Annotated in this window: 19 protein-coding genes and 2 pseudogenes; 6 read left to right on the top strand and 15 right to left on the bottom strand. The window is 66.1% G+C overall.

The genetic code is table 11. The features are described from left to right. Positions 1–230: 230 nt before the first annotated feature. From F4X11_16120 to F4X11_16110, 3 genes are all read right to left on the bottom strand, one after another. Positions 231–1,661 (bottom strand): hypothetical protein, encoded by a 1,431-nt coding sequence (locus tag F4X11_16120; GenBank protein ID MYN66531.1) that lies wholly within the window; start codon positions 1,659–1,661, stop codon positions 231–233. A 209-nt stretch (positions 1,662–1,870) separates the two neighbouring features. Then, positions 1,871–2,839, bottom strand: coding sequence for a tyrosine-type recombinase/integrase (locus F4X11_16115; protein ID MYN66530.1), 969 nt, complete (start codon positions 2,837–2,839; stop codon positions 1,871–1,873). Continuing rightward, positions 2,836–3,720 carry a hypothetical protein gene (locus F4X11_16110; protein MYN66529.1) on the bottom strand — a complete coding sequence of 295 codons (885 nt, stop codon included), beginning with the start codon at positions 3,718–3,720 and terminating at the stop codon, positions 2,836–2,838. The genes F4X11_16115 and F4X11_16110 overlap by 4 nt, the downstream gene beginning before the upstream one ends. A gap of 768 nt (positions 3,721–4,488) precedes the next feature. On the opposite strand from F4X11_16110, the gene F4X11_16105 reads away from it, so the two are divergent. After that, on the top strand, positions 4,489–4,962 hold the full coding sequence (locus F4X11_16105; protein ID MYN66528.1) for a hypothetical protein: 474 nt from the start codon (positions 4,489–4,491) through the stop codon (positions 4,960–4,962). A 623-nt stretch (positions 4,963–5,585) separates the two neighbouring features. Here the strand turns inward: F4X11_16105 and F4X11_16100 are convergent. Further along, positions 5,586–6,179: pseudogene (locus F4X11_16100) on the bottom strand (HNH endonuclease). Here F4X11_16100 and F4X11_16095 point away from each other — a divergent pair. After that, positions 6,097–6,213, top strand: a pseudogene (locus F4X11_16095) (endoglucanase). The pseudogenes F4X11_16100 and F4X11_16095 sit on opposite strands and share 83 nt — an antisense overlap. A 658-nt stretch (positions 6,214–6,871) precedes the next feature. Here F4X11_16095 and F4X11_16090 read toward each other — a convergent pair. The 3 genes from F4X11_16090 to F4X11_16080 all read right to left on the bottom strand — a co-directional run bounded on the left by F4X11_16090 (position 6,872) and on the right by F4X11_16080 (position 9,200). Continuing rightward, positions 6,872–7,150, bottom strand: coding sequence for a MotA/TolQ/ExbB proton channel family protein (locus F4X11_16090; protein MYN66527.1), 279 nt, complete (start codon positions 7,148–7,150; stop codon positions 6,872–6,874). A 357-nt stretch (positions 7,151–7,507) separates the two neighbouring features. Beyond that, entirely contained in the window at positions 7,508–8,287 is a 780-nt protein-coding gene (locus F4X11_16085) for a hypothetical protein (protein ID MYN66526.1), read from the bottom strand. Positions 8,288–8,363: 76 nt separating this feature from the next. Continuing rightward, entirely contained in the window at positions 8,364–9,200 is an 837-nt protein-coding gene (locus F4X11_16080; protein ID MYN66525.1) for an SHOCT domain-containing protein, read from the bottom strand. A gap of 598 nt (positions 9,201–9,798) precedes the next feature. Here F4X11_16080 and F4X11_16075 point away from each other — a divergent pair. Together F4X11_16075 and F4X11_16070 are read left to right on the top strand one after the other, a co-directional pair. Continuing rightward, positions 9,799–9,981, top strand: a complete 183-nt coding sequence (locus F4X11_16075; protein ID MYN66524.1) for a hypothetical protein — start codon at positions 9,799–9,801, stop codon at positions 9,979–9,981. 593 nt (positions 9,982–10,574) lie between these two features. Further along, entirely contained in the window at positions 10,575–11,231 is a 657-nt protein-coding gene (locus F4X11_16070; protein MYN66523.1) for a hypothetical protein, read from the top strand. 562 nt (positions 11,232–11,793) lie between these two features. Here F4X11_16070 and F4X11_16065 read toward each other — a convergent pair. From F4X11_16065 to F4X11_16045, 5 genes are all read right to left on the bottom strand, one after another. Continuing rightward, a complete protein-coding gene (locus F4X11_16065; protein ID MYN66522.1) occupies positions 11,794–12,129 on the bottom strand; it encodes a hypothetical protein in 336 nt (111 codons plus the stop codon). A 323-nt stretch (positions 12,130–12,452) separates the two neighbouring features. Further along, the gene (locus tag F4X11_16060) at positions 12,453–14,786 is read right to left on the bottom strand and encodes a hypothetical protein (GenBank protein ID MYN66521.1); all 2,334 of its coding nucleotides are present in this window, start codon (positions 14,784–14,786) and stop codon (positions 12,453–12,455) included. Then, a complete protein-coding gene (locus F4X11_16055; GenBank protein ID MYN66520.1) occupies positions 14,786–16,252 on the bottom strand; it encodes a VWA domain-containing protein in 1,467 nt (488 codons plus the stop codon). Before F4X11_16055 ends, F4X11_16060 begins: the two co-directional genes overlap by 1 nt. Next, the gene (locus F4X11_16050; protein ID MYN66519.1) at positions 16,194–17,339 is read right to left on the bottom strand and encodes an AAA domain-containing protein; all 1,146 of its coding nucleotides are present in this window, start codon (positions 17,337–17,339) and stop codon (positions 16,194–16,196) included. The genes F4X11_16055 and F4X11_16050 overlap by 59 nt, the downstream gene beginning before the upstream one ends. 18 nt (positions 17,340–17,357) lie before the next feature. Further along, positions 17,358–18,998: a HEAT repeat domain-containing protein gene (locus tag F4X11_16045; protein MYN66518.1), complete on the bottom strand. Its 1,641-nt coding sequence runs from the start codon at positions 18,996–18,998 to the stop codon at positions 17,358–17,360. 217 nt (positions 18,999–19,215) lie between these two features. Here F4X11_16045 and F4X11_16040 point away from each other — a divergent pair, with 217 nt between their 5' ends. Beyond that, positions 19,216–19,554 carry a helix-turn-helix transcriptional regulator gene (locus tag F4X11_16040; GenBank protein MYN66517.1) on the top strand — a complete coding sequence of 113 codons (339 nt, stop codon included), beginning with the start codon at positions 19,216–19,218 and terminating at the stop codon, positions 19,552–19,554. Between the two features lie 211 nt (positions 19,555–19,765). Here the strand turns inward: F4X11_16040 and F4X11_16035 are convergent, their stop codons facing one another. From F4X11_16035 to F4X11_16025, 3 genes are all read right to left on the bottom strand, one after another. After that, positions 19,766–21,169 carry a hypothetical protein gene (locus tag F4X11_16035; GenBank protein MYN66516.1) on the bottom strand — a complete coding sequence of 468 codons (1,404 nt, stop codon included), beginning with the start codon at positions 21,167–21,169 and terminating at the stop codon, positions 19,766–19,768. Further along, positions 21,166–21,750 (bottom strand): hypothetical protein, encoded by a 585-nt coding sequence (locus F4X11_16030; protein MYN66515.1) that lies wholly within the window; start codon positions 21,748–21,750, stop codon positions 21,166–21,168. The genes F4X11_16035 and F4X11_16030 overlap by 4 nt, the downstream gene beginning before the upstream one ends. Positions 21,751–21,988: 238 nt before the next feature. Next, the gene (locus tag F4X11_16025; protein MYN66514.1) at positions 21,989–22,897 is read right to left on the bottom strand and encodes a HEAT repeat domain-containing protein; all 909 of its coding nucleotides are present in this window, start codon (positions 22,895–22,897) and stop codon (positions 21,989–21,991) included. A 376-nt stretch (positions 22,898–23,273) separates the two neighbouring features. On the opposite strand from F4X11_16025, the gene F4X11_16020 reads away from it, so the two are divergent. Further along, the gene (locus F4X11_16020) at positions 23,274–25,667 is read left to right on the top strand and encodes a response regulator (GenBank protein MYN66513.1); all 2,394 of its coding nucleotides are present in this window, start codon (positions 23,274–23,276) and stop codon (positions 25,665–25,667) included. The last annotated feature ends 112 nt before the right edge of the window (positions 25,668–25,779 follow it).

Here is a 25,779-nt window from a genome sequence, read left to right as displayed (position 1 = left end):
TGCGCACACGGTTTAGGAGACCGATGCTCTATCCACTGAGCTACGAGGGCGGAGTTTGCGCGATTTGTTGCGCGAATTAGCTCTTGGAGCCGATCCTGCGGGCTGGTCAGGCTATCAGCAGGCCGATTTCCCGCGCCATGGCGCCGTTGGCGGGACGCGGGACGCGCCTGGGCGCGCCAGAGTGGCCTGGGGCCTTCTGAGGGCCGGTTCCAGGCCGGAGCGGGCGGGCGCTAGGCGGCTATTGGGATCGCTTGCGGCGCTGTGGTGGCCGTGCGCTTGTGATACGCGCTCAGAGTGCGGGACAGTCGCAGGATCTGGTACGAGAGGATGTTGAAGCGGTTGAAGTCCTCGTGGATGGACCTGAGCCTGCCGCGGAGGCAGTACTTGAGGTTCGAGAAGGTGGACTCGATGTCCTCGCGGCTTCCGTGGATCTCGAAGTCGGGGTCGGCCTCGGGTATGGGGCGCAGCGATCGGGTGCGGCGGGTGTGGGGATTGTTGTGGATCTCCTCGGGGGTGCTGTTGAGCCGCACGGTGGTGGTGGCTCCCCGCAGCCCTCGAGGAACTGCGGGTTCGTTCGGAATCTCGACTTCGCAGTAGGCGGTGTACCCCTGCCGCGTCGCGTCGCCCCAGTAGAGGTGCTTGCGGCGCAGCGGCACCGCAATCTCTGTGCCGCGGCTGTCTGGCAGCAGCACCCATGTCGAGCCGTTGCAGGTCTTGACGTCGTGGTGTTCGGTGCTGCCGCTGCGGGTCTTGAACGAGTGGGGTCCGAGGTTGCCGCCGCGGTACCGGCCGCCCTTGAGCCTGCGGACTTTGTCTATTGGCAGCACCTTGTTGCTGAGCACTCTGTCATTGGCCTCTGAGTCCATCGCCATGTCGTAGATGAAGCCTCGCAGCCCGCCGGAGCGGCCACCGGGTCCGCCGCAGAGCAGGTCGCCGTTCTCTGCGAGGAGGTCCTCAAGGAGGTCGACGGCGAAGTCGGCGTCGTTGCGGTTCTTGCGTTTCAGACTCTTCTTGGGGGGCATGAATTCAGAGTCGATGATGATGCGCTCGTTGCTGTGTTGGGTGCGGCACGACAGCATCACCACGTCGCGGCCGGGGACCTTGGTCGGCTTGTCGTCGCTGGTGTGGTGATAGTCGCCGTGGGGATCGAACTTGCGGGTCTTGCCGGTCTTGGGGTCAGTCGAGTCCTTGCGATGGTGCCTGGTGGCGCTGGGCGTCCAGGAACTGTCGCCGACGATGCACTGTGTCTTGTCGGGATGGGTCCAACTGCCCGCCTTGGGATCGAAGATGCCGATGTCCCTCGCTGCCTCGAGGGCAATGCGGCGGTACTGGCGCCTGAATTCCCTGAGCGCGTCGCCGCTGAAGTAGTCGCGCCGCGCGCGATAGATCTGGTGCCGGCTCGGGGGCTTCTTGGACAGGCGCCGAGTCTCGTCGTTGGGGAACGCCCTCTCGACCGCGCGGCACAGCCGCTCCCAGGTGTTGGGATCCTTGAGGTTGCGCCAGGCGCTGTCGGAGTTGCCGTAGAAGTGCGTGCCCGTCTCGATCACCTGGATGTCGGCCAGCTTGTACTCGCGCTTGCGGCCGGGCCCGCCCGGCGGTCGGCGGCTGTTGTGGAACTCTTCGAGATTGTCCATCAGCTCCCAAACGAACGGCGAGACCATCACGTCCTCGAGCCGCTGCAGATCCGAGTCCTCATCTCGGACCGGGTTGATGTGGCGGATTCCGCCGCCGCCGGGTGAGTCCGCCGGCCTCGGCCCGTCGACGCGCTCCACGTCTTCGGAGTCGCCCAGCAACCCGTAGAGCACTTCGGCCTCAATGGGCCTGCCGTCACTGAACGGCACACGCTCGCTCTCGCGGGGCTTGGCCATCCCTATCCCCTGCAGACCCCGGCGGCCTCATCGACCACGCCCTGAGCAATGGTCGGGCCCCGACGGCCGAAGCCGAGCGGCTTGCTGGTCGCGTGCTCCTGCCAGGAGTAGCCGAGAGCCTTGGCGGTGTTGTCCAGCGACGGCGAGCCCAGGAGCCGCGCCGCGGCCTCGATTCCGTCACTCTCGAGCACCCGCCGGGCCGCGGTGAGGCGCAGTGAGCGGCCGGAGATGTCAGCGCGGTCCGCGAACCCGGCCTCGCTGATGACCTTCCAAAGTTGGGCGTTCACCGACTCCGTCGCCCGCTCACCGGATGTGCGGGCAGTGACGCAGAGCCGCTGTACGGGCGACGTGGGAGGGTTGGCCCGCAGGTACCGGGCGATGGTCTGGGCGCTCCATTCGTCCAGAGCGCACACCCGCGCACTCGCGCCCGAGAATGCGACCGTGCCCGCTTCCAAGTCGATGTCTCGTACGCGCACCTCGGCCGCCTCCGCGGCGGAAGCCCCCGAACGCACCAGCGCAACCACTGCCGAACGCTTCGACGGCGCGACACCGGGGTCGGCGTGCGCGCAGATCCGGCGCAGTTCGTCCTCTGTGAGGGGCCGGGCCGATGCATCCGGGTCGTCCCGCCTGATCTTCTCGCCCGCCGCGGTGTTCGGGTCGATCTGCGCGCCGAGCCCTGCGACCACTTCGAACACGAGCCGTGCCGTCCACTGTCGGTTGCGCGCGGTGCTTGCGGACGGGTCGCCACACGACCCGTAGGGGCCGCTGGCCCCGGCCCAGCACCACTCGAGGGTGATGTCCGGGGTCACGTCGGACCATTCCTCGATGCCGCGCTTGCTGAAGTACGCGAACATCCACATCACGTTGGCGGCAACCTTCTTGTAGGTGCGCTCGCTGGTTCGGTAGGTGTCGGCGACCCGCGCCAGCACCAGCTCCTGCCAGCCCGCCGACAGCCGTTGACCCGCTGTCATCGTGGATCCTCGATGACACGCAGGCCCTCATTGGAGGCGCAGCCAGCCGACCCAGCGGCACCGCTTGACCGCGCCGAAGAGTCGGGCGCCGACAGACATGCGGTGCTGTGCTGGAACTGCCAATCATGGCCCAAGGCGTGGGCCGTGTTGTCCAGCGACGGCGATCCCAAGAACCGGGCCGCTGCAACGATGCCCTCGCTCTCGAGGACCTGCCGTGCCGCGGCGAGCCGAACTGAGCGCGGCGAGATGCCGCTGCGGCTACTGAACCCAGCTTCCTTGATGACTTTCCACATCCGGATGGAGACCGAGTCCACCGCCGCATCGCGCGGCGTGTCCGCCTTGACGCACAGACGCTCGTCGGGTGCCGTGGGATTGGCTCGCAGATACCGGGCGATTGCTCGAGCGCTCCACTCATCAAGGGCGCACACCCGCGCACGCTCCCCCAAGAAAGTGACGGTCCCCGCGTCTAGGTCGATGTCTCTCGTGCGCACGGCGGCCGCCTCAGCAGCGGAGCCGCCCGCCATGTACATGGCTACGAGAAGGGCCCGCCTAGACGCCGCGGTTCCGGCATCGACACATGCGCACAGCCTGTCCAGCTCTTGGTCCGTGAGGGGCCGGGCCGCCACATCCGGGTCGCCCCGCTTGATCCCTGCGCCCGCCGCGACATTGGGATCCAGTTGCGCTCCGAGCTGTGCGGCCACCTTGAACGCGGCCCGAGCAACCCACTGGCGGTCGCGGGCAAAGTTGCGAGCGGGCTCTTGGGCCGACCCGTCCGGCCCCTGCACCGGCGACCAGCACCACTCCAGAGTGAGATCCCCGGTCACGTCGCGCAGCCGCTTCACCCCACGCCGCTCGAAATGGGCGAACATCGAGATCAACATGCTTGCGAACCGACTCAGAGGGCGCTCTGTGAGCAGGTAGGTGTCGGCGATCCCTGCCAGGACCTCGGCCGCGACCTCTGTCCAAGCCGTACACAGATCTACTTGGTTGCGTGCCTGAGCCTCTAGTGCGCGCCTCAGCCCAACCGGGAGCCGCGTCCGACGGCCAACTGCTAACTCGGCCGAGCTCGGCATCGGGTCCGGGGCGTCAATACCGGGCCGTTCTTTTGATGCCGGTAGAAAAGTTCTGCTACGGTGCATCTCACGTCTTCCTCGCCCTTGGGCGATGCGGATGAGACACATCGAGGCGCCCGGCTGTCTTGCTGGACTGGGGCGCCTCGATGCGCGTCTGCACCATGATGCACCACGACCTTTAACCGAAGTCGTGGACGAACTACGGTCAGAAGCCTGATATGCAGCGCCTGTCTGAACGAAAGTCCAGGTCAGCCCGGCCGAGAGGAGCCGCGCGGGCCTACCCGACTCCGGCGAACGGCTGGCCGAAGCAGACATGCGGACGTCGAATATGTGACGCGCCGCCGTTGTGGAGACGGGGCTTCCGTCGGCATGGATCGTCCTGGATTGGGAGACCAGCCGCCCGGCTGATTTCTGCATATACAGAAGTATAGCAAGGGGTGTGACACCGGCTTCGGAGAACTTCGGTGTCTACCGGGGCACCTCTGGAGCCACGGGCGCGGCGCTGAGTCAGTGCTCGTCGGACAGGGGCTGCACCTAGGTCCGGGCCGTTCGAATCCGTCCGCGATAATGACTGCTGTGACCATTCAGGCCCGAGAGGAGATCCTGCGCCAGACGACCGAGGACATGCGTAGGCAAGATGCCAGCCTGATCGCCAATCAACGGAACTCCTCAGCCCTCGCGGCGGGGTTTATCCCAGTTGGCACTCTCGTCGCCGCTCTGTTGGCTTTCGATGTTGTAGAGGCGGAGCGCACCCAGGTCATCGCCGCCGTCGCTATCGCTCTAATGATCGTCGCAACCAACACCCTGTGCTGGATCGGCATCCACTTGACAGGACGACAGTTGGCGCAGGGCCCAGACATCGGAGATCTGATGCGTCAGCGCAACAACAGCCACTCGGCGCTACTTGACCATCTCATCACGACTCTGGGCACCCGCTGCACCAACAACCGGGCGTCAGTTCGGAGCGCGTACAACTGGGTCCGCTTCCAAGCCGTTACCAACCTCGGCTGTGTCTGCGGTTTCGTCACTATCGTCCTCTGGTTCTTGTGAACCGGTCCAGGCGGACGGTGGCTCGCAGCCACCGCGAGGCCGATCGGCATCTGTCAGTCCATGACGCGGACGACTCTGACCCGCGCAGCCCACGGATGGGCGTTCAGCCAGTGCTCTCGGGCCCACCTGTCCAGGTCGGCCATGTCGGCCACCTGGTGTGTCGCGTCGCAGTCTGAGCACTCCGCCACCAGCCCTGAGAAGTGCAACCCCCATGTGATTTCACAAGCAGCATCAACCATGACCGCACGGTACTGGCGCCAATGAGCAGCCGGTTCCGACGATCAACTGGTACAGCCGCGTCCGTCGCCGTCGCGGTCCAGCCGGTAGGGGTCGACACCGATTTCGTTGACGGTGACCGGTTTCTGGTCCGATGTGAGGTCGCCGCAGTTCAGGGCGTCGCCGGGGAGGTTGGGCAGGCAGGGTGTGTAGGCGGGGTGGCAGTCCTGTGCCTGCGTCGTGGTGGTGGGCGGTGCGGTAGTAGTCGTTGTCGTGGTGGTGGGCGGTGCGGTAGTAGTTGTTGTCGTGGTGGTGGCCGCGGGAGGCTCTTCGACGACGGGAGCCGGAAGCCCGATGCTCAGGTCAGCATTGGAACAATCTGAGAGCACAGCGCGTACGGCGTTGACCTCGGCCGTGTTAACCGTCAGCGACCAGCGGGTCTTTACATGCACCCAAGCCGCCACATACCAGCAGTGCTGCCCAACATCCGGCGGCATCCACGTCGCAGGGTCTTGGGCACCCTTGGAGCGGTTGGACCGCGCCGACACAGCAATGAGGGAATGCTCGTAGCCGAGGTCGTTGGCGTACTGTTCGCGGCGGTCCGATGACCAGCCGTGAGCGCCGGATTCCCAGGCTTCCGCGAGCGGCACTAGGTGGTCGACATCGAAGCCTCTGCCGTTGCCCCGTTCGGTCAGACCGTCGTAGCGGCTGATCCACTCTCCTTCTGACAGCGAGCATCGGCTGCCTTGCGCCGGTACGACCACTGCCTCCGCTAGCAGCACTTCTCGGCGGGTGTCACATCCGTCTTCGTCTTCGTCAGTCCAGTGCTTGAACAGGTCGCGGTCATAGCCGCTCGTGTGCTCCGTGGCGACCGTGAGAGCGTCCAGCAGAGCGAGCACCGCGGCCGCCCCAGATGAGGGCTCAGTCGGCTCGGGTTCCGGCTCTGGCGCCGGTTCGGGCTCGGGCTCCGGCTCTGGCTCCGGTTCCGGTTCCGGAACCATCGTCGAGTCGCTCTCGGGCTCTGCCTCGGGTTCGAGGATCGCGTCGAAGTCGGATTCTGGTTCAGGCGCGGCCTGTTCGTTGGGTTCTGGTTCCGGCTCGGTGCTCGTCGCAGCAGCCTCAGCGGTGGCGCTGATAGTGGGAGCAGGGTCTGATTCCTGCTCCCCCGCCTCGCTGGTGGTAGTGATCGGTTCCACCTCGGGAGCGGACTCAGGTTCAGGCTCGACCTCGCTAGTCGTCGGAGCGGACTCCGGTTCCGGCTCCGCCGTGGTGGCGGCCGTGTCTGGCTCCGGTGCCTCCGGCTCCACCTGCTCTGCGACCGCCTCGGGGGCGGTATCACCAACCTGTCCGGTGTCGGCCTCCTCCGCAGCGCAGGCCGCTGCCAGCACCACGAACACCGCCAGCACCGACATCAACAGGCGGCGACGACACTCCATTGCAACCTCCCTGAGAAGGACTGGTTCACGAACGCGGAGGCAAGCTACCGAGGGCGTGCGACACGACTAGGCAGCCTGCTCGTCGGTGGCAGGTCGGAAAGGGTGCTTGCAGGCATCGGCATACTGCTTCACATTCCAGACGGCCTTACTTGGCGCTGGTAGGCAGTTGACCCGCACCAACAGGAGCAGGGCGCGACCGGGTGTCCGATGAGTCTCCGTTGCACAATTGAGCTGACGCGAAGCCTTCATGCGGGCCGCTAGCGACGCTTGCACTTGTTGAAGACGATGGTGCCGGGGATGGCGACGATTATCCCGAACACCGCTGTGAGCATGGCGACGCCGACGGCAGCGCCCACATCGTCGCCGCCGCCGGATGTTGCGACGCCGATGACAGCGGTCAACGCGGCTAGCCCGACGATTGTCCAGCCGGGCACCGCCACCAAGAAGCCGATGCCCGGACCGGTAGTCCAGTGCGGCTCACGAGAGCCAACTGGAGGGTAGGCGGGCGCGGGACTCTGGGGGACTTGATCTGACATGAGGTTTCTCTCCTTCTGCACTCGGGAGCCGCCGAACGTTAGCCACCGCTCCCCGCCCCGCCTCCCCCCGGGAGGGCGGCCTCGCGTCGATCCTCGCGGCCATCCAGTCGGCGAGCGCCGCAGCGCGGTGAGACCCCAGAACGCCGCTGGCAAGCGGCGGATCAGGTCTCAGAATCGGGGGACAAACGCTGAACCGCGTCGCTACTAACGAGATCCGCGAGCAGCATCCCCAGCCCCCGCAAGAGGAACTGGGGATGCTGCCCCGTCACGCGTGCCCGGACTTTCCGGGCAGCCGGGATACTACGCGTGCCGGCTGAAGCTCAGAAATATAGACCCCACTCTTATCTCATGCACAAACTATGGCTTACCGATAGACGACCCATGTAGTACCACGACACCCCACCAACTACTCCTACATCTGGGGCGCCACGTGATGCATCTAGTGAGAACCTTCGCCGAGGAGGGCGCCGGCTGCGGGCGCTGCTGCATGCCCAGAGCCGTCTCAGGGCCACACTCATCGGCACCGGTGTGTGGGCAGCGGCGACAGCGGCCAGCACCGCCGCCGTCGGGGTCGGTGGCCTGCTGTTCAGGGGGCCGGCCTGCGAACAGATCGGCGAGATGTTCCCGCCGCTGTATGACGCCGACATCGGCTGGCCAGCGCACTTCGAAGGCGAGCGTATCGCCCATCGAGGCGACCAACAGGCCGCCCGTGGGGGTCCACGCCGCGACGTACAGAGTGCACAGCGGGCAATTCGCCAGGTAGCGGTAAGGCGACCCCCCGACCGTTCTCGCCTCGAGCAGGTCGAACAGCCTGTCGTCACCGAAATCGGCGCGCTCTTGAGCGATGAAGTCATCCCAGGACGGCGCAAGGGCCAGCACGCGGTCAGACGCCGCGACGAAGGCGTCTCTCATCGCGTCGAGCGATTCGATGCGATCAGGAAGCCCCTCAACGGCGGCAGCCGCGGCGTCAGCAGCCTCGGGGTGCCCGCCGACGCCGTCGGCCACCGCGATAACCCACGACCCGTCAGCGGGCGAATGCGACGTGTAGAAGCGATCGGCGTTCACAGGCCGGGGGCCGGTGTCGGTCACCGCCCCGACGGACGCTTCGAAGTCGAGGTTTGGGGCCACGCTGGCCACGCTAGTAACCCCGTCGGACACGGCTATTGGCGCTGGTGTCGGCACGCCATTTAGCGGCGACCCCGCTGCAGTGACGTTACAGGACATCACCTCGCGGCCCTTCATCTCGTCCGGGGCCTCTCAGCAGCCGTGCTCTCGCTGCCTCTAGCTCTGCGTCGGTGAGGATGCCGCGCTCGTTGAGGCGGATGAGGCTCTCTAGTTCGTCGGGCCGCTCCGGTGTTGTGGGCTCTGTCCCAGACGCCTGTCCCGTAGGTGTCGCTGCATCGCTGCTGGACTTCGCTGGATCCTCTTGAGGGGCTGGTGCATGATCCGATGATGTGGCACTAGCAGCCAGTTCCACCTCGGACACCAATGGTCGTGATGTTCGAGAAACTCGGGAAGTGAGACCCGTTTCGTGTCTCAGCGTCCCGTCCGCTATCGCAGTATCCAGTGCTCTCTTGGCGAGGTCCCCGATCCCGAGCGCACGCGCTCGTTCCCTCAGCGACCTGTCGATGTGCTGGTAGACGCTCGAATGATTGATGGACTTGTAGTTGTAGTTGTCGATCTTCCGGGCCAGGTCGCGAGCTGCCTCCTGAACAAGATCATCAATCCTGCTGCCAAGTCCGGCGTACGATCCTGAATCGGTTCGCTTCCGCGCCGTGTGGGTGATTCCCGTGGCCGTACGGCTCGGCCGTGATGTGCGGCGCCGGAACGCTGCTGCGCCGATGGCTCCGAGTCCTGCTCCAGTAAGGATGATCGCTGCTGTTCCAGCCCCGGGAACACACTTGAAGTCCCAGAAGTCCGTCTTGTTCAGGTCGCAGTAGACCCGAAACAAGGGAGGCTCGGTGTTCGCCTCCCGGTCGATGGTGAACGACGGAATGCCCAGCAGGACTGCCAGAAGGGCACCTATCGCTGCTCCGATCCCATACCGCATGAGCGCAATGTCCTTTCTGGTTAGAGCCGCTCAGAGATGAACGACGCCTGCTCGCCCGATGCGTTCACCGAAGGCACACAGGCGGTCACCGGACGTCGGAGGGCGAACGGGCACAGCGCCGGCTCCCAGGGTCAGCTCGTCATCGGCCGCTTCGTCAGATGAGGGGACCGCTCCGGCGACAGCTAGCGACTGCGTCGTGCGAAACGGCTGTCGACGGCTGGCCGTCCTAGGCATAGGTGGCCCCTCCGGAGCGGGCTTGGGCCTCTTGCCAGAGAACGCCTGCAACCGGACCGGAGGGAGCCTCGGGAGGCCCACCCGCAGTGGGTTCCAGTTGCTAAACGGGATTGGCGATCCCGACGTTCTCTGGCGACGAGCACCGTAGCGCCGACCCGTAGGGGTAGCAAGCCCCTCCCGCCGACTCAGCGACTTCGGAGGATGGCTGCGGTGCGCCGCAGAAACGTTGCGGGTATGGCCGCGCATCCCTAGGTGGCCGAGACGGACGGATGTGGACTTTCGAGATCCTCGACCAGTGGGCTGAGTGAGCGGACGCGGCCTATCGGCGTCTCCAGTTCTTCGTGGTTCTGCTTCAGCGGCGTGGATGCCAATTGCGCGGCAAATCCACCTCACGATGGGCTCTATCGTCAAGACGATCAATGAGACGGCGCTGATGTACTCTGAGTTGCGCCAGTTCTGGTATGAGACAGCAATTCGCTTCGCCAAGTCGGGTGGCACGGCGGTGTCGGTGAAGCAATCGACGATCATCTCTGTATCCGGCTCGTAACGCTCGTGCGGAGCGCCTAGGACGGCTCTTCCGATAGTGATGGCGACTAGGCCGTTGGCGCGGTCGTCGCACTTTGGGGAGCGGAGTTCGGAGCGGTTTCGGCCGTGGACGGCGCAGGGTGGCTGCGGCTATCGTTGCGGCTGCCGTTCAACGTCGGGGGTTTGCCGAAACCCCTGATGCAATCCAAGCCAAGTAGTGGCTGTGGCGTCGCCATGGCTCCCTCCGGGGCGAGGGTTGCACGGCGTTGAACGGCATTCGATGCCCGACCACACCGGAGGGAGCCACCCATGGCTCGGACCCGCCCCGTAGTCATCGCGGTGCTCGCTCCTGTTGTGCTCGCTGCTGGGTGCGGCGGTGACGCTCCGCCGGAACCCGAATACTCGCAGGCCCCTAGCGTGACTGAGCCTGCCACGGGCGATGGTGTCTGGCCGGGCACGACCTCCACGGCGGCCGGGCCCACGGTTGACACAACTACGATGGTTCCTGCGCTCACGGTTAACGATGATGCGGACGCGAAAGTACGTGACACGACCACAACGACCGCTGAGACCCCTGCGCCGCCGACTAGAACGACTGCTGCTACGGCCACAACGGTGATCGAGCTGTCGGTTGGGCTCGCAGCAGACAGCGGTGAGTTCGGGGATCCTCAGATTCTCGGCGCTGCCTACACTGGTCCAGAGCAGTTCTGCGACGCGTGGTGGATCGATGTGTCATGGCGCGCCGACGCTCCGGCGGGAGCGACGATCACCCTGACCGAGCCGTTGCCTGATTCGGCTACACGGACGCGCACCGACATGGATCTGTGGAACGACGGCATCTGGGTCTCGGTGCCCGCCGACACCGATTCGGAGGTCAAGCTCAGCCTCCAATACGAGGGCGCCGTCCAGGACGAGACGACGCTATTCGTGGACCGCCCGGGAACGGCGTCTGACTCTCGCTCCGTCGCCCGGGCCCCGCTCCCCCGGTTCTGCAATGTGACCCACGGGCCGCCGACCTGGAACCCGCCGGTCCCGGAGCTGGTCGAAGGCTTCTGGGATGTCACGGTGTCATGGGAGGCCGTCGGCCCGCCTAGGGTCGAGGTCGAGATCTACGGGCCGCTGGACGACTTCCCGTACAGCCTGCAGGGGTACCTGACAAGCGTCCTCGACATCCCCGTGCCCGGCGATCGGGACTCCGAGATCATCGTCCTGCTCGAAGTCGACGGCAGGGAGCAGGACCGTAGGGTGCTGACCGTCGCTCGCCCGTCATGAGCGAGTCCTTCGGCGCACTTGACGGTTCTGTTGGAGCTAGCGTTGGAGTCGGCCGTTGGCGAGCCAAGTCTTGATCGTGCTGCGACGCTCGCCCACGGACCGGGCTATCTCGGGCACCTCGACGCCTGAGGTGAATGCCGCCTTGACGGCGGCCACCTTCGCCTGCTGGGCGCGGGCCGCTCCGTCTTCAACGTGTTGACTGGATCATCTTGCGACTGCGGGCCCGTATCGGCTCTGCGGCCCTCTCGCTCATCGGCCGCCCCACACCGCATCTTTCGTTGCTGGCCGCGGTACGCACAGAGGCAGCTACTCCGTTGCCCCCTCTCTTGCCAAGCTGCCCCCAAAGCGCGTCCTGTGGACGTTCCGGCAGCCGCAACCCGCAGAGCCAGACGACTCAGCAATCCGCTGGCCGTCCGCCCCGTGGAGACCCCAGCCGCAGCGACCGCAAACCCCGATGAGCGGGCGGCCCCTATTGCCCGCCCCGCAACTCGCCGACGACGGCGACGGCCGCGCCAGTCCGTGTCAGGTAGCCCCAGCCCTCCCGCCTGTCTGGACGTTTGGTTCAGCCATGGGTGAGGTACCTGATCCGGTAGGCGGTGATGAGTGCCAGCAGTTCCTGTGACGTGTCGATGACGTGGGGGTTGAGTTCAAGGTCGGGGTGTATGAGTAGCGGGTTGTCGTGGTAGGGGTCTTCGGATGGCAGTCCTTTGCGTGGTCCGCTCTTAGCGACGATCCAAGATGACAGCGGTCGGGCTTCTTTCAGGAGTTGTCCGACATTGCGTGGTCCGCATCCGAGGACGGTGCCTGTTGCTTCGTAGGTGGCGCGTATGCGGTAGTGGTTGAGGCATTCCAGGATCTCGTCGACGGTTGGGGTTCCAGATCGCAGCAGGGCAGTCACGGCTGCATTATGGCATCGCTGGCTCGCTAGGCACCGAGGCCTGCCATCGTCCCAGCTCAGCGACACTAAACTTGTAGGTGGCGAACAGGATCATCGCCGGGGTGGGGGGTGATCGCACTATGCACCCGCTGGGCGTCATGCCTGTGGCAACAAGCTCCTTTCTGGGCCCGCCGAGCAAGGCGCAGGGATCGTGCGCCTGCGTCCAGCAACCCACCCCGGCACCCCTGTTGAGGTGACACCTGCACCGCACCAGGCTGTCGCGGCTCACTAGGTCGTCATGGCGCGAGGCGGCGATTTCGCTTGAGTTGCTCGGAGTCCCGATGTCAGCTCGCTCTCGGGTTGTTGGCGGCATGCTCGCGCACTCGTTCATGGCCGTCCTGTAGAAGAGTTGCCAGTACGTCTGCGGGGATTGCTTCGTTGCTGGCGGCTGCGATCCTTACGTGCGGTTCTGGGTCGGCGGCGAGGCCGCGCAGCGTTCGCTTCGGGGTTCGGGGGTTGCCTGCAGTCGCCTGCCTGATCGCTTTGCAGTCTTTGGCCAGCCGGGTAAGCGCCCGACGCGGGGCTCGCCGGTGGACCGCGACCACGTCTCTCACCATCCACTCGGGCGATCGAGCCAGTCGGGCTAGGAGGCGTCTTGAGGTGCGCCGGTTCTGGCCCATCCTGCCGGCTGTGCGCGAGGGGTGACTGCGTGTCACCAGCTGGAGCTGCGCCGCAGGTGGGGTTCGGGGGTTGGATGCGATCATGTCGGCGATCTCCCCGGAGATTCCGGATTCGTCGACGAGTCGCGCCAGGTCGCGGCCGAGGGCTTGAGGGTCGCTCGCGATGACGGCTCGGCGCAGGCTGGGGTCGGGGTGGTTGGTGAGCCGGCGCCAGAATGCGGGCGGCATCTGCGTCGTCCAGCTGGCGTCGCGGCCGAAGCCTCTGTTGTCGAGCTTGTAGTAGTAGGACCATGCCAGCAAGCCCGGGCCCTCGCCGCGTCCCACCTCGGGGTCGAGGTTGTCCTCGAGGCGCGCCGACAGAGCCCATAGAAGCCATTCGGCGCCCTTGGGGTCGGTCCAGTGCGCACAAGCCATGGCGACTGCGGCGGCGTTGTTCGAGGAGACATCAGCGAAGCAGACCTTGTCTGCGTCTGCTATCGCTTGCAGGTCACGGTCGATTTGTGGGAGTTCTTCGACCTCGATCATTCCCGCATTAAGCGGCGCCAGCAGCATCTCGAGCCATTCGGTGCGGTCGGGGTCGGCCTCTGCGAGCGGCCGCCGCGCCGAGAACAGGCGCCGCTTCGGTGATCGTCGGCGCCGTGGACGCTCGCCGTGGGCCAGGACCCAGTAGCCCTCGTTGATGACCGGGTCTTGGAGAGGGTTGGGGCCTGTACCTCGGCGCCGCGCCTTGAGCTCCACGGTCTCGCCTCGCCACGTGAACCTGTACCGCTCGTCTTCGGCCGCGCTCCTTCTCCTCGCCTCCTGGAGACGTAGGGCCTCGACGGCTGTCTCGGTGGCGGAGCTGCTGGGGCGGGTCAGTCTCTGTGCTGGCTCTGCCAGCCACTCGCGCAGCCAGGCGGGCGGCGTGCAGCGAGCGCGCAGGAGCGACCGCGTCTGCTGGAACCGGGTTCGGGGCGCCACGCCCGTGACTAGGCCCGCGGCGCGTTGCCGCAGTCGCTCGACTTGCCACGGCATCGGGCTGTGCTTGGCCGCACCGGCTTCGGTTGTGGCATAGAAGCTGCGGAGGCGTCGAGCGATCTGCGCGCCGTTGTAGACGACGTAGGAGATAGGGGCCAGCTCGGCGGTGTCCCACGGGTCGTCTCCGACATCGATCTCCTCAACAGTTACCGGCCCTACGAAGAACACGGGCCTTCGCTCCCTGACGGCTCCGCGGGCCTCGCGGCGCGCACCATACGGCGGGGGCCGCTCCACCACGACGGCCCCGGAGGCGATTGTCATCTTGAGGCCGTTGCTGGGGCGGAAGGTGAACTGGTTCGGCCTGTCCGAGGGCCAGTTCGCACACACCACGGCACCCCCCGAGGCGATGATGTCCTCGCACAACTGCCGCTGTCCCCTGTAGCCGTAGCGGACCGGGCCCAGCGAGTACAACAGCGCAGCAACGGCGCGTCCCCCAACGTCCAACGCTGTCTGTAGCACAGTTCGGTCGATCTCTGAGAGAACGTCGCCGATCACGGTGACGCCCCTGCGGGCCAGGCCTCGCCCGATGATCCGGGCCCGCCTCAAGTCCTCCGCGGACGGTGCGCGCCGACCGGACGCCACATAGACACTGTGAGCGTCGCGGTCGGCGTCGAGGGTGCCGTCATAGGACAGGAACGGGTAGGTGCGCGACGCCCGGCGCAGGTTGAGCGGGAACTGGTCGTCGAACACCGTCACGAACCGCGAACCCGCCTCCTCTGCAAGCTCTAACTCCTTCTGCACCGCGGCCTGGGTGCCGCTCCAGCCCATCGGCAGGGCATCGAGCGGGCCCAGCGGCGACCTCACCGCGCCGGGAGTGTCCCACAGGCCGTCCTCCAGCAGCCGTGCCATCGAGCCCGCCGTCAGAGCGGTGCGAGCCACGAGTCCCCAGTCGTGTTGATGGACCCGCCGCAACAGCGCGAGGAACTGCAGCCGCTCGTCGGTCAGACCGGCCTCGACCATTTCGCTGAGGGTGGGGCGCATCAGATCAGGTCTCCGCTCATGTCGACGGTCTGGATCCAGTCGGGGACATCGCGCATCCTGCAGTCGTCAGTCAGGGCGGCGATGACGCATCGGGCGCCTGCGGGCCTGGTCGGGGGCCAGGGGGTCCACCCGTCGGTGATGACGACGATGGCGTCGGGTTTGGTCTCGGCGGCTGCCTCGATGCCAGCGGCCATGTTGGTGCCGCCTGCGCCTGCGAGCCGGATCAGCTTGGCGTTGTGGATGTGCTGGTCGGTGTGGACGTCGGAGTCCACCGCCAGGACTCTGACGCTGTCGCCGGGAACGACGGTGGCGATGATGGCGCTGATCTCCGTTAGTGCTCTGTCCAGTTCCTGCTGTGACATGGATCCGGAGGTGTCCACCACCACGACGATGGACGGCACAGGGCGGGTCATGGCCGGGCGCAGCACTAGGTCTTGTGGCTGTTGGCGGCGCGAGGGCCGCTGCCAGGTGTAGTCGGCCATCCCGGTCTTGTGATGCACGCTCGATCGCAGCGCCGCCGCGAGCTGTTGGCGCCAGTCGACTTTGGGGTGCAATGTCTGTTGGGCCCACCGGGCGAGCCCTTCTGGGACGTTTCCGGGGCCGTGGGCTTTCTGGTGGTCGGCGACCGCGGCGGCGACGGCGCGTTTGAGCAGCGCGCGGTCCAAGTCGCTGAGCGCGTCGCTGTCGGTGCCGAGTTCGTATGGGACGGCGTGGCTGTGGCATCCCGATCCGCATTCGATGTGGACCGGCACCGGTATACCGTTGTCGAGCAGGTGCCGGTAATAGTGCTCGGCGGCCATGAACTCGCTCATGCCGAGGTCATCGGGGAACACCCAGCCGTCGTCTTCGATCAGGTCGTCCTCATAGAGGTCGTCGTTGATCTCGCAGTCCGCGGCCGCGTTCCACTCCAGGACCGTCAGGGCGTCCACGCTTGAGTTGCGGGCCCGCTGCGCGTGGTCGCGCAGAGCATGGTTGAGCACGTGTATCAACTCTGCGGCTGCCTCTTTGACGGTGAGCGACTCCAGGAACTCGGAGTTGGCGTAGATGCGCCACCGGTCATCGATGCCGACTCGGCCTGGTGGGGCGGTGGGGATGACCGGGCAGGAGAAGACGGCTTTGGAGTAGTAGGGGCGGTTGGCGGCGATCCACAGCCGCGCCGCTTGCAGGCGCCGCTGCGCCAAGGGGCTCAACTGTTTGGGCCGCGGCGGCGGGGGCTGTGAAATCTCGGGCTCGTCGTCGGTGTCGGCTCCTTCGCCCCCGACGGGATCGGAGCCTCGGCTGTGGGTGTCGCCGTGTCCGTGGACATCACCGAATCTGCGCTGTCTGCGATGGTGGCGACCGGCGCGGTCGGAGTCGAAGGTCATCGTGGCTCCTTCACACTGTGGGGGTCTGGTCGGCGCGCGGGGGTCATGTGTCGGGGTCCTCCAGCAGGCCGGCGTCGGTGAGGATCTGTGCGAAGACCTCATGTCCCGCGGGCAGCTTCACAGAGGTGGGCTTGATCTCAGCGAGGCGCATCGCGGCCGACGCGGCCACATCGGGGGCTCCGCAGCCGGCGGCGACTATGCACACTCGGAACGCGTCGCTCCAGGACTTGGGGTCCGCCGCCGCGGCGGCGACGACCGCGTCGAGGGCCGCGAGTTGCTGGTCGGTGCGTTGCAGTTCGCCGAACTTGGCGGGATAGGTGAGCAGGTCCTTGGGGTCGGGCAGGTCCAGGTTCCGCAGGTACGCCAGGTACTCGGCCGCGGCGCCCTCTCCCACCAGCGCGGACGCAACCAGCAGCCGCACTTCGCCTGACACGTCGGCGGTGTCGGCTATAGACATACAGTCCGCGAGGCGCTCCCATGATCGCGGCGAGGGCCAGCCCCGCAGTTCGGCGCCGTTGTCGGGCACTTCGCACACCAGAGCTGGCCGCGTGGCCAAGAACGACGTCTGCAACAACCTGACCATCTCGTTGGTGTAGGGGTCGATCGCACCGGGATCGATGTCGAGGGGGTCGGGGTCGGGCCAGCCGCCGAGGTAGCCGGCCTTCCAGTCCTCGAAGCTCACCGGCCATGACAGGTGCGCGAACCGGTTGGCCAACGGAGCGCTGAGATCCCACGCGGCGCTGTTCTGCGACGGAGGGTTCGCCGCGGCTGCGAACCGCACGCTGTCTCCGAGTTCGAGGTCGCCGACGCGGCCCTCGAGCACCACTCTCATGAGCGCGTTCTGGGTCGCGGGGGTGGCGGTGTTGACCTCGTCGAAGAACACCAGCGACGCCCCGTCGCACCCGGCTGTGCGCCGAGCCCACGCAGGCGGCTCGAACACCACGCCCTCTGCGGTGCGCATCGGCAGACCGGCGAAGTCGGTGGGGTCATGGATCGAGGCGATCACCGACACTGTGCGCCACCCGGCCTGCCGTGCGAACGCCTCGATGGTGTGGGTCTTGCCGGTGCCGGGGTCGCCCCACAACAGCACCGGTATGCCCGCAGCCAAAAGGATCTGCATGGCGGCGAGAGTGTCGGCTTGGGTCGCGCCCGCCGTCGGGACGCTGTTGCGATGTTGGGTAGTGGTCACGGGTACCTCCCTGATTGGCTAGGTGTGGATGGTTCGCTTCGATGCGGCATCGTCCGCGGTGTGGTCGCCGCGCCGCTCACAAGCGGCCGCGGCCGCGGCGCGCACCCGATAGTCCCGATCGGACCTCAGGGCGCGCACCACATCCAGCGGCACACGGTCGTTCTCGCACACGCAGCGCCGCACATCGACGTCAAAGTCCTCGGCCAGCGCCGCCAGCAGATCCTCAGGCGCGCTGGTGTTCAACGCGACCCCGGCTCGGGCCTCCAAGGACTCACCGGTCGCCAGCGTGTTGAGTTGCGCCGGCGACAGCGCGGGGTTCTGGGCGGCGTCGCCCATCGCATGGAGGTCCGCGTCTGTGGCCAGCATCATCACCAGATCGACCGGAGCGGACTTGTTGACGGCCACATGGACCCTGGTCCACACGAACTCGTCTCGCGCCAGCGCCTCAAGCGCAGCCGGTGTCGCGCTGGTGTTGTACGCGACACTGGCGCGAACCTCTTCGTGGTCGTCGGCGGCGAGGCGGTCCAAGACCTCCGGCGGGGTCTGAACGTTGTACGCGACCGCCTGTCTCACCACCCACTTGGGATCTGCTGCAAGAACCGCGAGCACCTCGGCCCCAACCACGCGCGCCGCCACCTCTTTGCGCACCCTGATCGCTCGATCACCAGACCGAGCAGCAACCGCCTCCGTCGGCGTGTTCTCGTTGCGAGCGGCCGCGGCCCGCACCACCGCTCGCCGATCCCCCAACAGCGCCTTCAGCACCGCTGGCGGCGACAATGGGTTCGACGCCACATTCCTGCGCACCCACACATCTCCATCCGACGCCAGCACCTCCAGCACCACCGCCGGCACCGACACGGACTGAGCCACCGCACTCCGCACCTCGCGCGACTCGTCACCCGCGAGGCGCCGCAGCGCCGACACCGGCGCCTTCGGATGCCACGCGGCCACATAGCGCAACTCCCAGTCGTCGCTGTTGGCCAACTCGCGCAGCAGCCCCACAGTCGCGCTGCGGTTCTGCGCCACCCGCAGGTCGGGCCGCCCCCGGCCCCACGAACGCCGCAACAGACGACGCAGAGCCCGAGTCGGCGTCCTGGGGTTGGCAGCAACAAGATCCAACACCTCAGGCACCCCGTAGTGCTTAGTGATCAGACTCTCGAGCACCTTGGGCCGAGTCGTAGGATCAGACGCAACCGCCACAGCTCGGAGCCTCTTGTCGCTGTGGGCCGCCAGCCGTGACCAGAACGACTCCGGCAACTCAGAGATCCAATGCACGTCCCGATTGAACGTCTCCCAGCGACGCCGATGCGGCGCTTCCCACGACGCCCAGCCAGGGCCAGGCAACAAGCCCCGCACCAGGTTTCCGTCCAGCCGCGCCGCCAGCGCATACCCCAGCCAGCGCGACAACGGCTCGTCGTTCACGCACACGCACACATACGCCACCGCCGCCATCAACTCTCCAGCCACCCGGACCTGCCACACCTCCTCGGGCGGCTCCAGCGCCGTGATGGCCGACAGACGCCCGTTCAGCCACCTCAGATCCCCAGCCCCGACGAGTCCCTCATCAAGCACCGCCGCCAGCGCCCACAACCGCTCCCGCGCGCCGCGCTCGCCCCGCAGTGCCTCCAGCAGCCGTACTTCGGAGTCGTTGTCCACCACCCAGCCGGCTCCGCGATGCGCCAGCACACCGCGCACCGCTCCCACAGACACCACCCGACCACGCCGCCGTCCGCTCACCGACAGAACCTCCAGCTACGGTTGCCGGAGGCCGAACGCTGCCCGACTTTCTGCATATGCGGATCATACTGAGCGGGTGTGACAGCGATGGCGCAGACCACCGAAACCGCACTCGGGCCGCAGGTGCGGGTTACTGTCGTTGGCCGTGGTGGACAAGCCGAGCGACGACCCGGCAAGCAAGTACAGCCGGCTCAAGCTGCACCGCCAGCCCAGGGAACACCTCGTTCAAGGCCACGCCTGGCCCGAGGGCCGCCTAACGGACGACGCGCCCGAGGAGGCGCGGCTTATTCAGGAACTCGGCAAGCGGCTCAGGGCCGCGATGGGCGACCGGGGCCTTGAGGAGATCGAAAGGCTGAGCGGGGTCAACAAGACCTCCATCAGCCGGATGCTGCGGGGCGAGTCATGGGGAACCCTGCCGGTGATCGCCCGGCTGGAGCGGGTGCTCGGCGCGGACCTCTGGGGCACAGAGCACCGATAGAGCCCAAGGCATAATCCAACTCGGCGGCTGTTTCCCGGAGTCGAGCGGTCTCCGCAACGAGAGGCTCGGGCTTCATCGCCACGACAGCGCGAGTCAAGCGCAGAACCGATGAGGCCTTAGAGGGGCGCGGTGCCTCGCCTGTGGTGTTGGCGAGCCACCAGGCCCGAGTGGCGCCGCGGCCTCTGTCGACGACGGTCGAGGCCGATGATCGCTACTCTCCAAAGAGGAGGCCCCCGTCCGACCCAAGCCCAAGAAGTCTCCTCAACTTGAGTCCCTCGATCTCGTCACTGTCTGTCATTAGTGCGACAGCCACGTCGGCAAGTTGGGGCAGTGGGATCTTATGCTGCCGAGTGTTGGCGATGAGACGATCATATTCTACCTCTATAGCCACACCATTCCGGACTGTGAGACTCCGCACTAGCGTCGGAAGCCCGCTTACTCCGGACAACCCGCCGATGGCACCGTGGAATCGTAGCCCATCGGGGTCCTTCGGCTCCACCGTAACCAAGAGATTCTCATCGTCGAGTTCCACCGCCTCGATCAGGAACTCCCAGGCACGGCGGTTGACTTCTTCGATCGTTGGCAACTGACGGTCCTTGCTGACTCCGCTAAAGTGGCGGCCATCGTCGGCGAACGCGATCGTCCACTCCGGCCCGTCAAGGCACAACCGCGAGTCAACCACGAGCCAACTGAAAGGACTTTGCACGCTGGTTAGCCGCGGTTCGTGCTCCGACACCGCTGCGTACGAGACGAACAGTCGCGAGACGTTGGCATTAACAAGGTGTTGCAGATTCGGGAGCAACTCAACTGACTCCAAGTTCTCGAGCACTTCGAGAGTGACCATTGAGCCCAGCCGACGCCAGAATCCAACGCTATCGACAACTTCGCTGCTCAATACCAGACGAACGAGCCGCTCCACATCTTGCGCCCCTGCAACTAAGCCGACATCCCTGTCTCCGGGATACGCATCAAGTTCACCTCCCCCGGCGAGCCATAGCATCTGCAAATACTTGCCAATCTCTTGAGAAGCTGCGTCCGCCAGGATCGCTCTCGTGGTCGCTACAGCGGCCCGCGTTCGAGGCTCATCACCGAGGAGTGCCGCCTTGATGCTGCCCTGTGTATCCATGCGGGCTCTAGTCGCCTGCTCTTTGTCCACGAGTCCGCGCCCGGCCCTTACAACGGACGTTGACACCAGGGACTCAAAGGAGCCGGGCTCAGATCCTGACAGTTCCTTGAGAGCACTGGCCTCCGTGACCATGACTCGACGATGCTGCGACAGAGCCTCTGCTACCTCAGGCGATGACTCTTCCACTCGATGAGGCCGCAACGAGAAGAACATCGGATGATCTCGACTCAGCCTCTCGATATCGAGCGCCAGGCTTCGGTCCGCAGAATCGAATCGCAGAAACACCTCCCGGTGATCAGCATCATTCGGTCCCCACCAAGTGACCAGATCAGGGATGTAGGAGTGATTGAAGTACTCAGTACGCTGTATCCTCAGCTCGGAATTGACGGCCGCTATCTCCTGAGCGACAATCATCTTCACCGATTCTGTGACATCCTGCGGATCGCCATGCGTGAGCGCTTCATCAATCGCCGCTTGACCAGTGCTCATCGCTTTGTCCTTATCGTCGCAGTCTTGCGCACCTCGGCCAACATCTCATCGCTCATTCTGAGTTGTTCCTGCTTGTCCGACAGAACAATGAGCCAGAGTCGGTCCGCGACAAGCCTGCATAGGTCGTCATCGACCAAGATCTTCGAGCCGAGCCATTCAGTCTGCCGTCTAGAGACTTCATCTCGCACCTCGTCCCATTCACACAACCTGGTCCACTTCGTCTGGCTGAAAGGATGCCACGTGATCCACATGAACTGATACGGCCTATCCGGATCTCGAAGCATCTTGCAGTAGCAATTCGCCAAGTAGTCACCGTACGCCTTGGCTTGGTTGCGGGGATTCGAGTGTCTCTTGACCTCTGCATATAGTTGGTGGCCATCCAGATCACCACCGAGAATGACGCCGCTCATGTCAAATGACCGCTTCCCGCCCCCGGGGCGCGGCACGCCCAGCATCGAGGCGTGCTCGTACACTGTCCAGTACACATTGACGCGTCCTGTGCCCTCGAGCCATCGCTTCGCCCGCTGCACGCCTTCTCGGCCAGCCTCTTGCGCTTCTTCCCCAGCCACGGTGGCCGACACTATCCCGGCATCGGAGCTTGTGGGCAGGCCGCGTGTCCCGGGATCTCGCGCTGGGAATCGGGGCTCGCCCCATCCGGTCGGATGGGAGTTCCGGTCATCGCCCGGCTGGAACGGATGCTCGCGAGGACTCCTTGGGGGGCACAGAGCACCTAAGCCTCGGTGACTCAGTCGGTGCATGCATGCTGCCCCGGACGGGCGCCCCTCATCGTGCCTGCTCCCCCTCCAGCCCCCTGCTGTGTCAGCTCGCCGGGAGACCCCTCGCCGGCATCCCGGATCGGCGAAGCCTGGACACCGCAGCGCGTCTCACCACGGGCTCGGGATCGTCAGCGAGCTGACGCACGAGATCCAGGGGGCAGGACGGGTTGCGCGCTGCTTCGCTCCGCACGAAACGGTCCCGGTCACGCATAAGCCGGCTCAGGACAGCCGGTGTGCACCACCGGACGCGTGCAAGGCTTCGGCGCACCCTCCGGTCCGGATCATCAGCAAGCCAGTGAAGGACATCCCGCGGGCAGAAAGGGTTGTGTGCGACCCAGCAGCGCACCTCCGGAGATCGATCCCGAGCGAGCTTCAACCAGAAGTCGCCGGGGCAGTCCTTGCGCTCCGCCACCCGAAGACGCACCAGAGCGAACCGGTCACGAACGAGCAAACGGAGCACTCCCAGCGGACAGGATTGGTTACTGGCGACGGCTGAGCGCACCCACATTGACCGATCCCGAGCAAGCCGGCGCAGGGCGTCCGACGGACAGGAGTCGTTACTGGCGACGGCTGAGCGCACCCGGGATGACCCGTCCCGAGCAAGCCGGCGCAGGATGTCCGACGGGCAGGAAGGGGCGCTGGCCGCGCTTCGTCGGACAGCTATGTCAGAACTCTTGGCCTTGAGGATCCATACCGTACCGACGCCCCGACGGATCGCCTTGGCTCCTAGCCGAGAATGCACCTCTTCGACGTCACAGCCCACCCTCGCGCTAATCACGTCAGCGGGAAGAAGGGTGGAGCGCGCCATGCGCACCATCTTTCGCTCTTGCGTAGGGGTGATCACGATATCTCCTTGGTTGCGGGTCGTCCTCCACGAGCGGGATCCATGAGACTCGCACCCGAGTAGGAATTTGACGGGCGAATTGCTTGCCCACGCCAGCGGCTGGGCCATGGTTTGGCCCGATGAGCGCCGCTGTGGCGCGACTTCACAGTAATGGGCGAGATCGAGACGCCCGGACTAATGGGATGCGATCTCCCCGCCTGCGGCGACCTGGATCCCAGTCGCCGCCGACAGGATCTGGTCGCGCTAGGAGCGGAGGCGGTACCTACAGTCCTGGCCACTGACAGCCACCGTGCGTTCTCGGCGGGTTCGAGGGGCTTCAGGAGTTGAGTCGCCCGATGATCTGACGGGCGGCGCGCCGGCCCGGACAGGATCGCGCCGTGCACGGTGCTGCCTGGTGCGTTGAAGGCGCTGAGGCGCTGGGGTATAACTGTTCGATGGTTCGCTTGCTGCACCCGCCTGCTGACATCGCTGGCGTAGTGGTCTGATGACCGCAGGGGAGGGTCCGGGTTCGGAGGTCGAGGCCCTCCGGGAGCTGCTCTCCAAGCTGAGCTCGGCGAGCCTGCGCCTCAACGAGAGCCTCGATGTGGAGGCGGTTCTTCAAGGGGCGCTGGACAGCGCCAGGGCGCTGACAGGCGCCGCCGTCGGGGTGATCCTGCTGGTCGACGACGAGGAGCACCCGGTGGATTTCATGTCGTCGGGTATGACAGAGCAACAGGACAGCGAGTTCTGGGAGATGCCCAGCCGCTGGGAGATTTTCGATTTGATCTCCTGCTTCGACAAACCCAAGCGTCTCGACGACTTCCCGGGCTATCTGCGCGACTGCGGCGCTCCGGAGTGGGAGCCGCCGTTCCCGACGAGCGACGCCACGGCATTCCTGGGCGCGCCGGTGAGGCATCAGGGCCAGCTGTTGGGGGCCGTATACGTTGCTGAGAAGCCAGGCGGGTTCACAGCCGCTGACGAGGACACGCTGGTCATGTTCGCATCGCAGGCCGCGCTGGTGATCTCCAACGCTCGCCGCTACCGCGACGAACATCAGGCCCGCGACGACCTAGAGGCGGTGCTGGACAGCGCCCCGGTGGGGGTGGCGATCTTCGACGTTGCCAGCGGCGAACTGCAGTCGGTCAACCGGGAGGCGCGCCGGCTCATGGCGGAGATGGACTTGGCGTTTGACTCGCTGCAGGAACTCATCGGTGGCAGCACCATCAAGCGCGCCGACGGCCAGGAGATCTCTTCCGACAATCTCTCGTACGAGTCGCTGCTTGCGTCGGTGGAGACCGTGCGAGACGAGAGGATGACCGTCGAGTTCCCCAACGGCCGCAAGCTGACCGCGATGGTCAACGTGACCCCGATCCGCTCAGCCGACGGCGGGGTGGTGTCGCTGGTGACCACTGGCCAGGACATGGGGCCGCTGGAGGAGACCGAACGGCTCCGGGGCGAATTTATGGCCATGATCGGCCATGAGCTGCGGGCGCCTCTGACCAGCATAAAGGGATCGGCCACCACGCTGCTTCAGTCCCGCTCCTCGCTGGACCCGGCCGAGACGCAAGAGTTCGTCCGGATCATCGACCAGCAGGCCGACCATATGCGGGGTCTGCTCGCGGACTTGATCGACATGGTGCAGATCGAGACGGGCACGTTGTCGGTGGACCCCGAGCCGGCCGAGTTGTCCCGGCTGGTGGACCAGGCCCGCGACACGTTTGCGGGCGCCGGCGGCAACCAGACTGTGCGTGTCAAGCTGCCACCCGACCTGCCGCTGGTCCTCGCCGACGCGCGCCGCATCGTGCAGGTGCTCAACAACCTGTTGTCCAACGCGGCCCGCCACTGCCACGACGAGTCGATCATCCACATCAAGGCACGGATCGATGGCGAGTCAGTGGAGGTCTCCGTCGCGGACAACGGCCGGGGATTCACCGCGGACAGGCTCGGGCGCCTGTTCGAGAAGTACCATCACCCCCAGGGCCAGGACCGGCGCCAGGACCTCGGGCTGGGCCTGGCCATCTGCAAGGGGATCATCGAGGCCCACGGCGGCCGCATCTGGGCAGAGAGCGACGGGCCGGGGCTGGGCAGCCGGCTCGCGTTCACTCTGCAAACCTCCGACGGGTCGGACCGCCTCGCGAGCCACGACGGCAGCTCGGGCAGCGACCGGACGCGGGTGCTGGCCGTTGACGACGACCCCCGTGAACTCAAACACATCCGCGAGTCCCTCGCCGGTGCGGGATACGAGCCGACCGTGACCGGCAACCCCGACGAGATCGCCGAGCTCATCGACAAGACCGACCCCCATGTGGTGCTGCTGGACCTGATGCTGCCGGGAACCGACGGGATCGAGGTGATGCGAGACCTGCTGACCGACCGCGACATCCCGGTCATATTCCTGTCGGCCTACGGCCAAGACAGCCTCGTCGCCAAGGCCCTGGAGATGGGCGCCGCCGACTACATCGTCAAGCCCTTCTCCCCCACCGAGCTCGCAGCCAGAGTCATAGCCGCCCTCCGTGCCCGGCGCGGCCCAAGAGCCGCTGCGGCCGCACCGCGGGCGCGCCCGGCGGCGTCCGCCGGGTTCAAGCTCGGAAGCCTGGCCATCGACTACGCCGCCCGCCTCGTTACCGTCGCCGGCCGCACCGTGGAACTCACGCGCATCGAGTACCGCCTGCTCACAGAACTCGCCATGAATGCTGGCTCGCTGCTCACCCACGACGAACTGCTAGCAAGAATCTGGCCCGGCGACGACGCCGCCGACGCCAGCCGCATCCGCACCACCATCATGAACCTCCGCCACAAGCTGGCCGACAACGCCCGCGACCCCAAATACATCACCACAATCCCCCACGTCGGCTACCGGATGGCCATACCGGAGAAACTCGACTCGGCCCACACCTGAGCCCGTCATCAGCGCACAGCGCTGCGGAATACGCAACCACCTGCGCACAGCCCGGCCTAGTCCGCTCGAGGTGCTCTAGGAGCTGAGCGACTGCCCCATGAAGCGACCCGGG

The organism is Acidobacteriota bacterium (assembly GCA_009861545.1).
Classification (GTDB): Bacteria; Acidobacteriota; Vicinamibacteria; order Vicinamibacterales; family UBA8438; genus WTFV01.
This window is presented reverse-complemented; position numbering and strand designations above follow the sequence as displayed.

Coding starts and splice junctions, on each gene's coding strand:
- F4X11_16035 (MYN66516.1), bottom strand. CDS start 21,169: ATGAGCACTGGTCAAGCGGCGATTGATGAAGCGCTCACGCATGGCGAT.
- F4X11_16075 (MYN66524.1), top strand. CDS start 9,799: ATGCCAATTGCGCGGCAAATCCACCTCACGATGGGCTCTATCGTCAAG.
- F4X11_16120 (MYN66531.1), bottom strand. CDS start 1,661: ATGGTCTCGCCGTTCGTTTGGGAGCTGATGGACAATCTCGAAGAGTTC.
- F4X11_16110 (MYN66529.1), bottom strand. CDS start 3,720: ATGTTGATCTCGATGTTCGCCCATTTCGAGCGGCGTGGGGTGAAGCGG.
- F4X11_16025 (MYN66514.1), bottom strand. CDS start 22,897: ATGGCCCAGCCGCTGGCGTGGGCAAGCAATTCGCCCGTCAAATTCCTA.
- F4X11_16055 (MYN66520.1), bottom strand. CDS start 16,252: ATGAGGTCTTCGCACAGATCCTCACCGACGCCGGCCTGCTGGAGGACC.
- F4X11_16115 (MYN66530.1), bottom strand. CDS start 2,839: ATGACAGCGGGTCAACGGCTGTCGGCGGGCTGGCAGGAGCTGGTGCTG.
- F4X11_16060 (MYN66521.1), bottom strand. CDS start 14,786: ATGCGCCCCACCCTCAGCGAAATGGTCGAGGCCGGTCTGACCGACGAG.
- F4X11_16080 (MYN66525.1), bottom strand. CDS start 9,200: ATGCGGTATGGGATCGGAGCAGCGATAGGTGCCCTTCTGGCAGTCCTG.
- F4X11_16090 (MYN66527.1), bottom strand. CDS start 7,150: ATGTCAGATCAAGTCCCCCAGAGTCCCGCGCCCGCCTACCCTCCAGTT.
- F4X11_16020 (MYN66513.1), top strand. CDS start 23,274: ATGACCGCAGGGGAGGGTCCGGGTTCGGAGGTCGAGGCCCTCCGGGAG.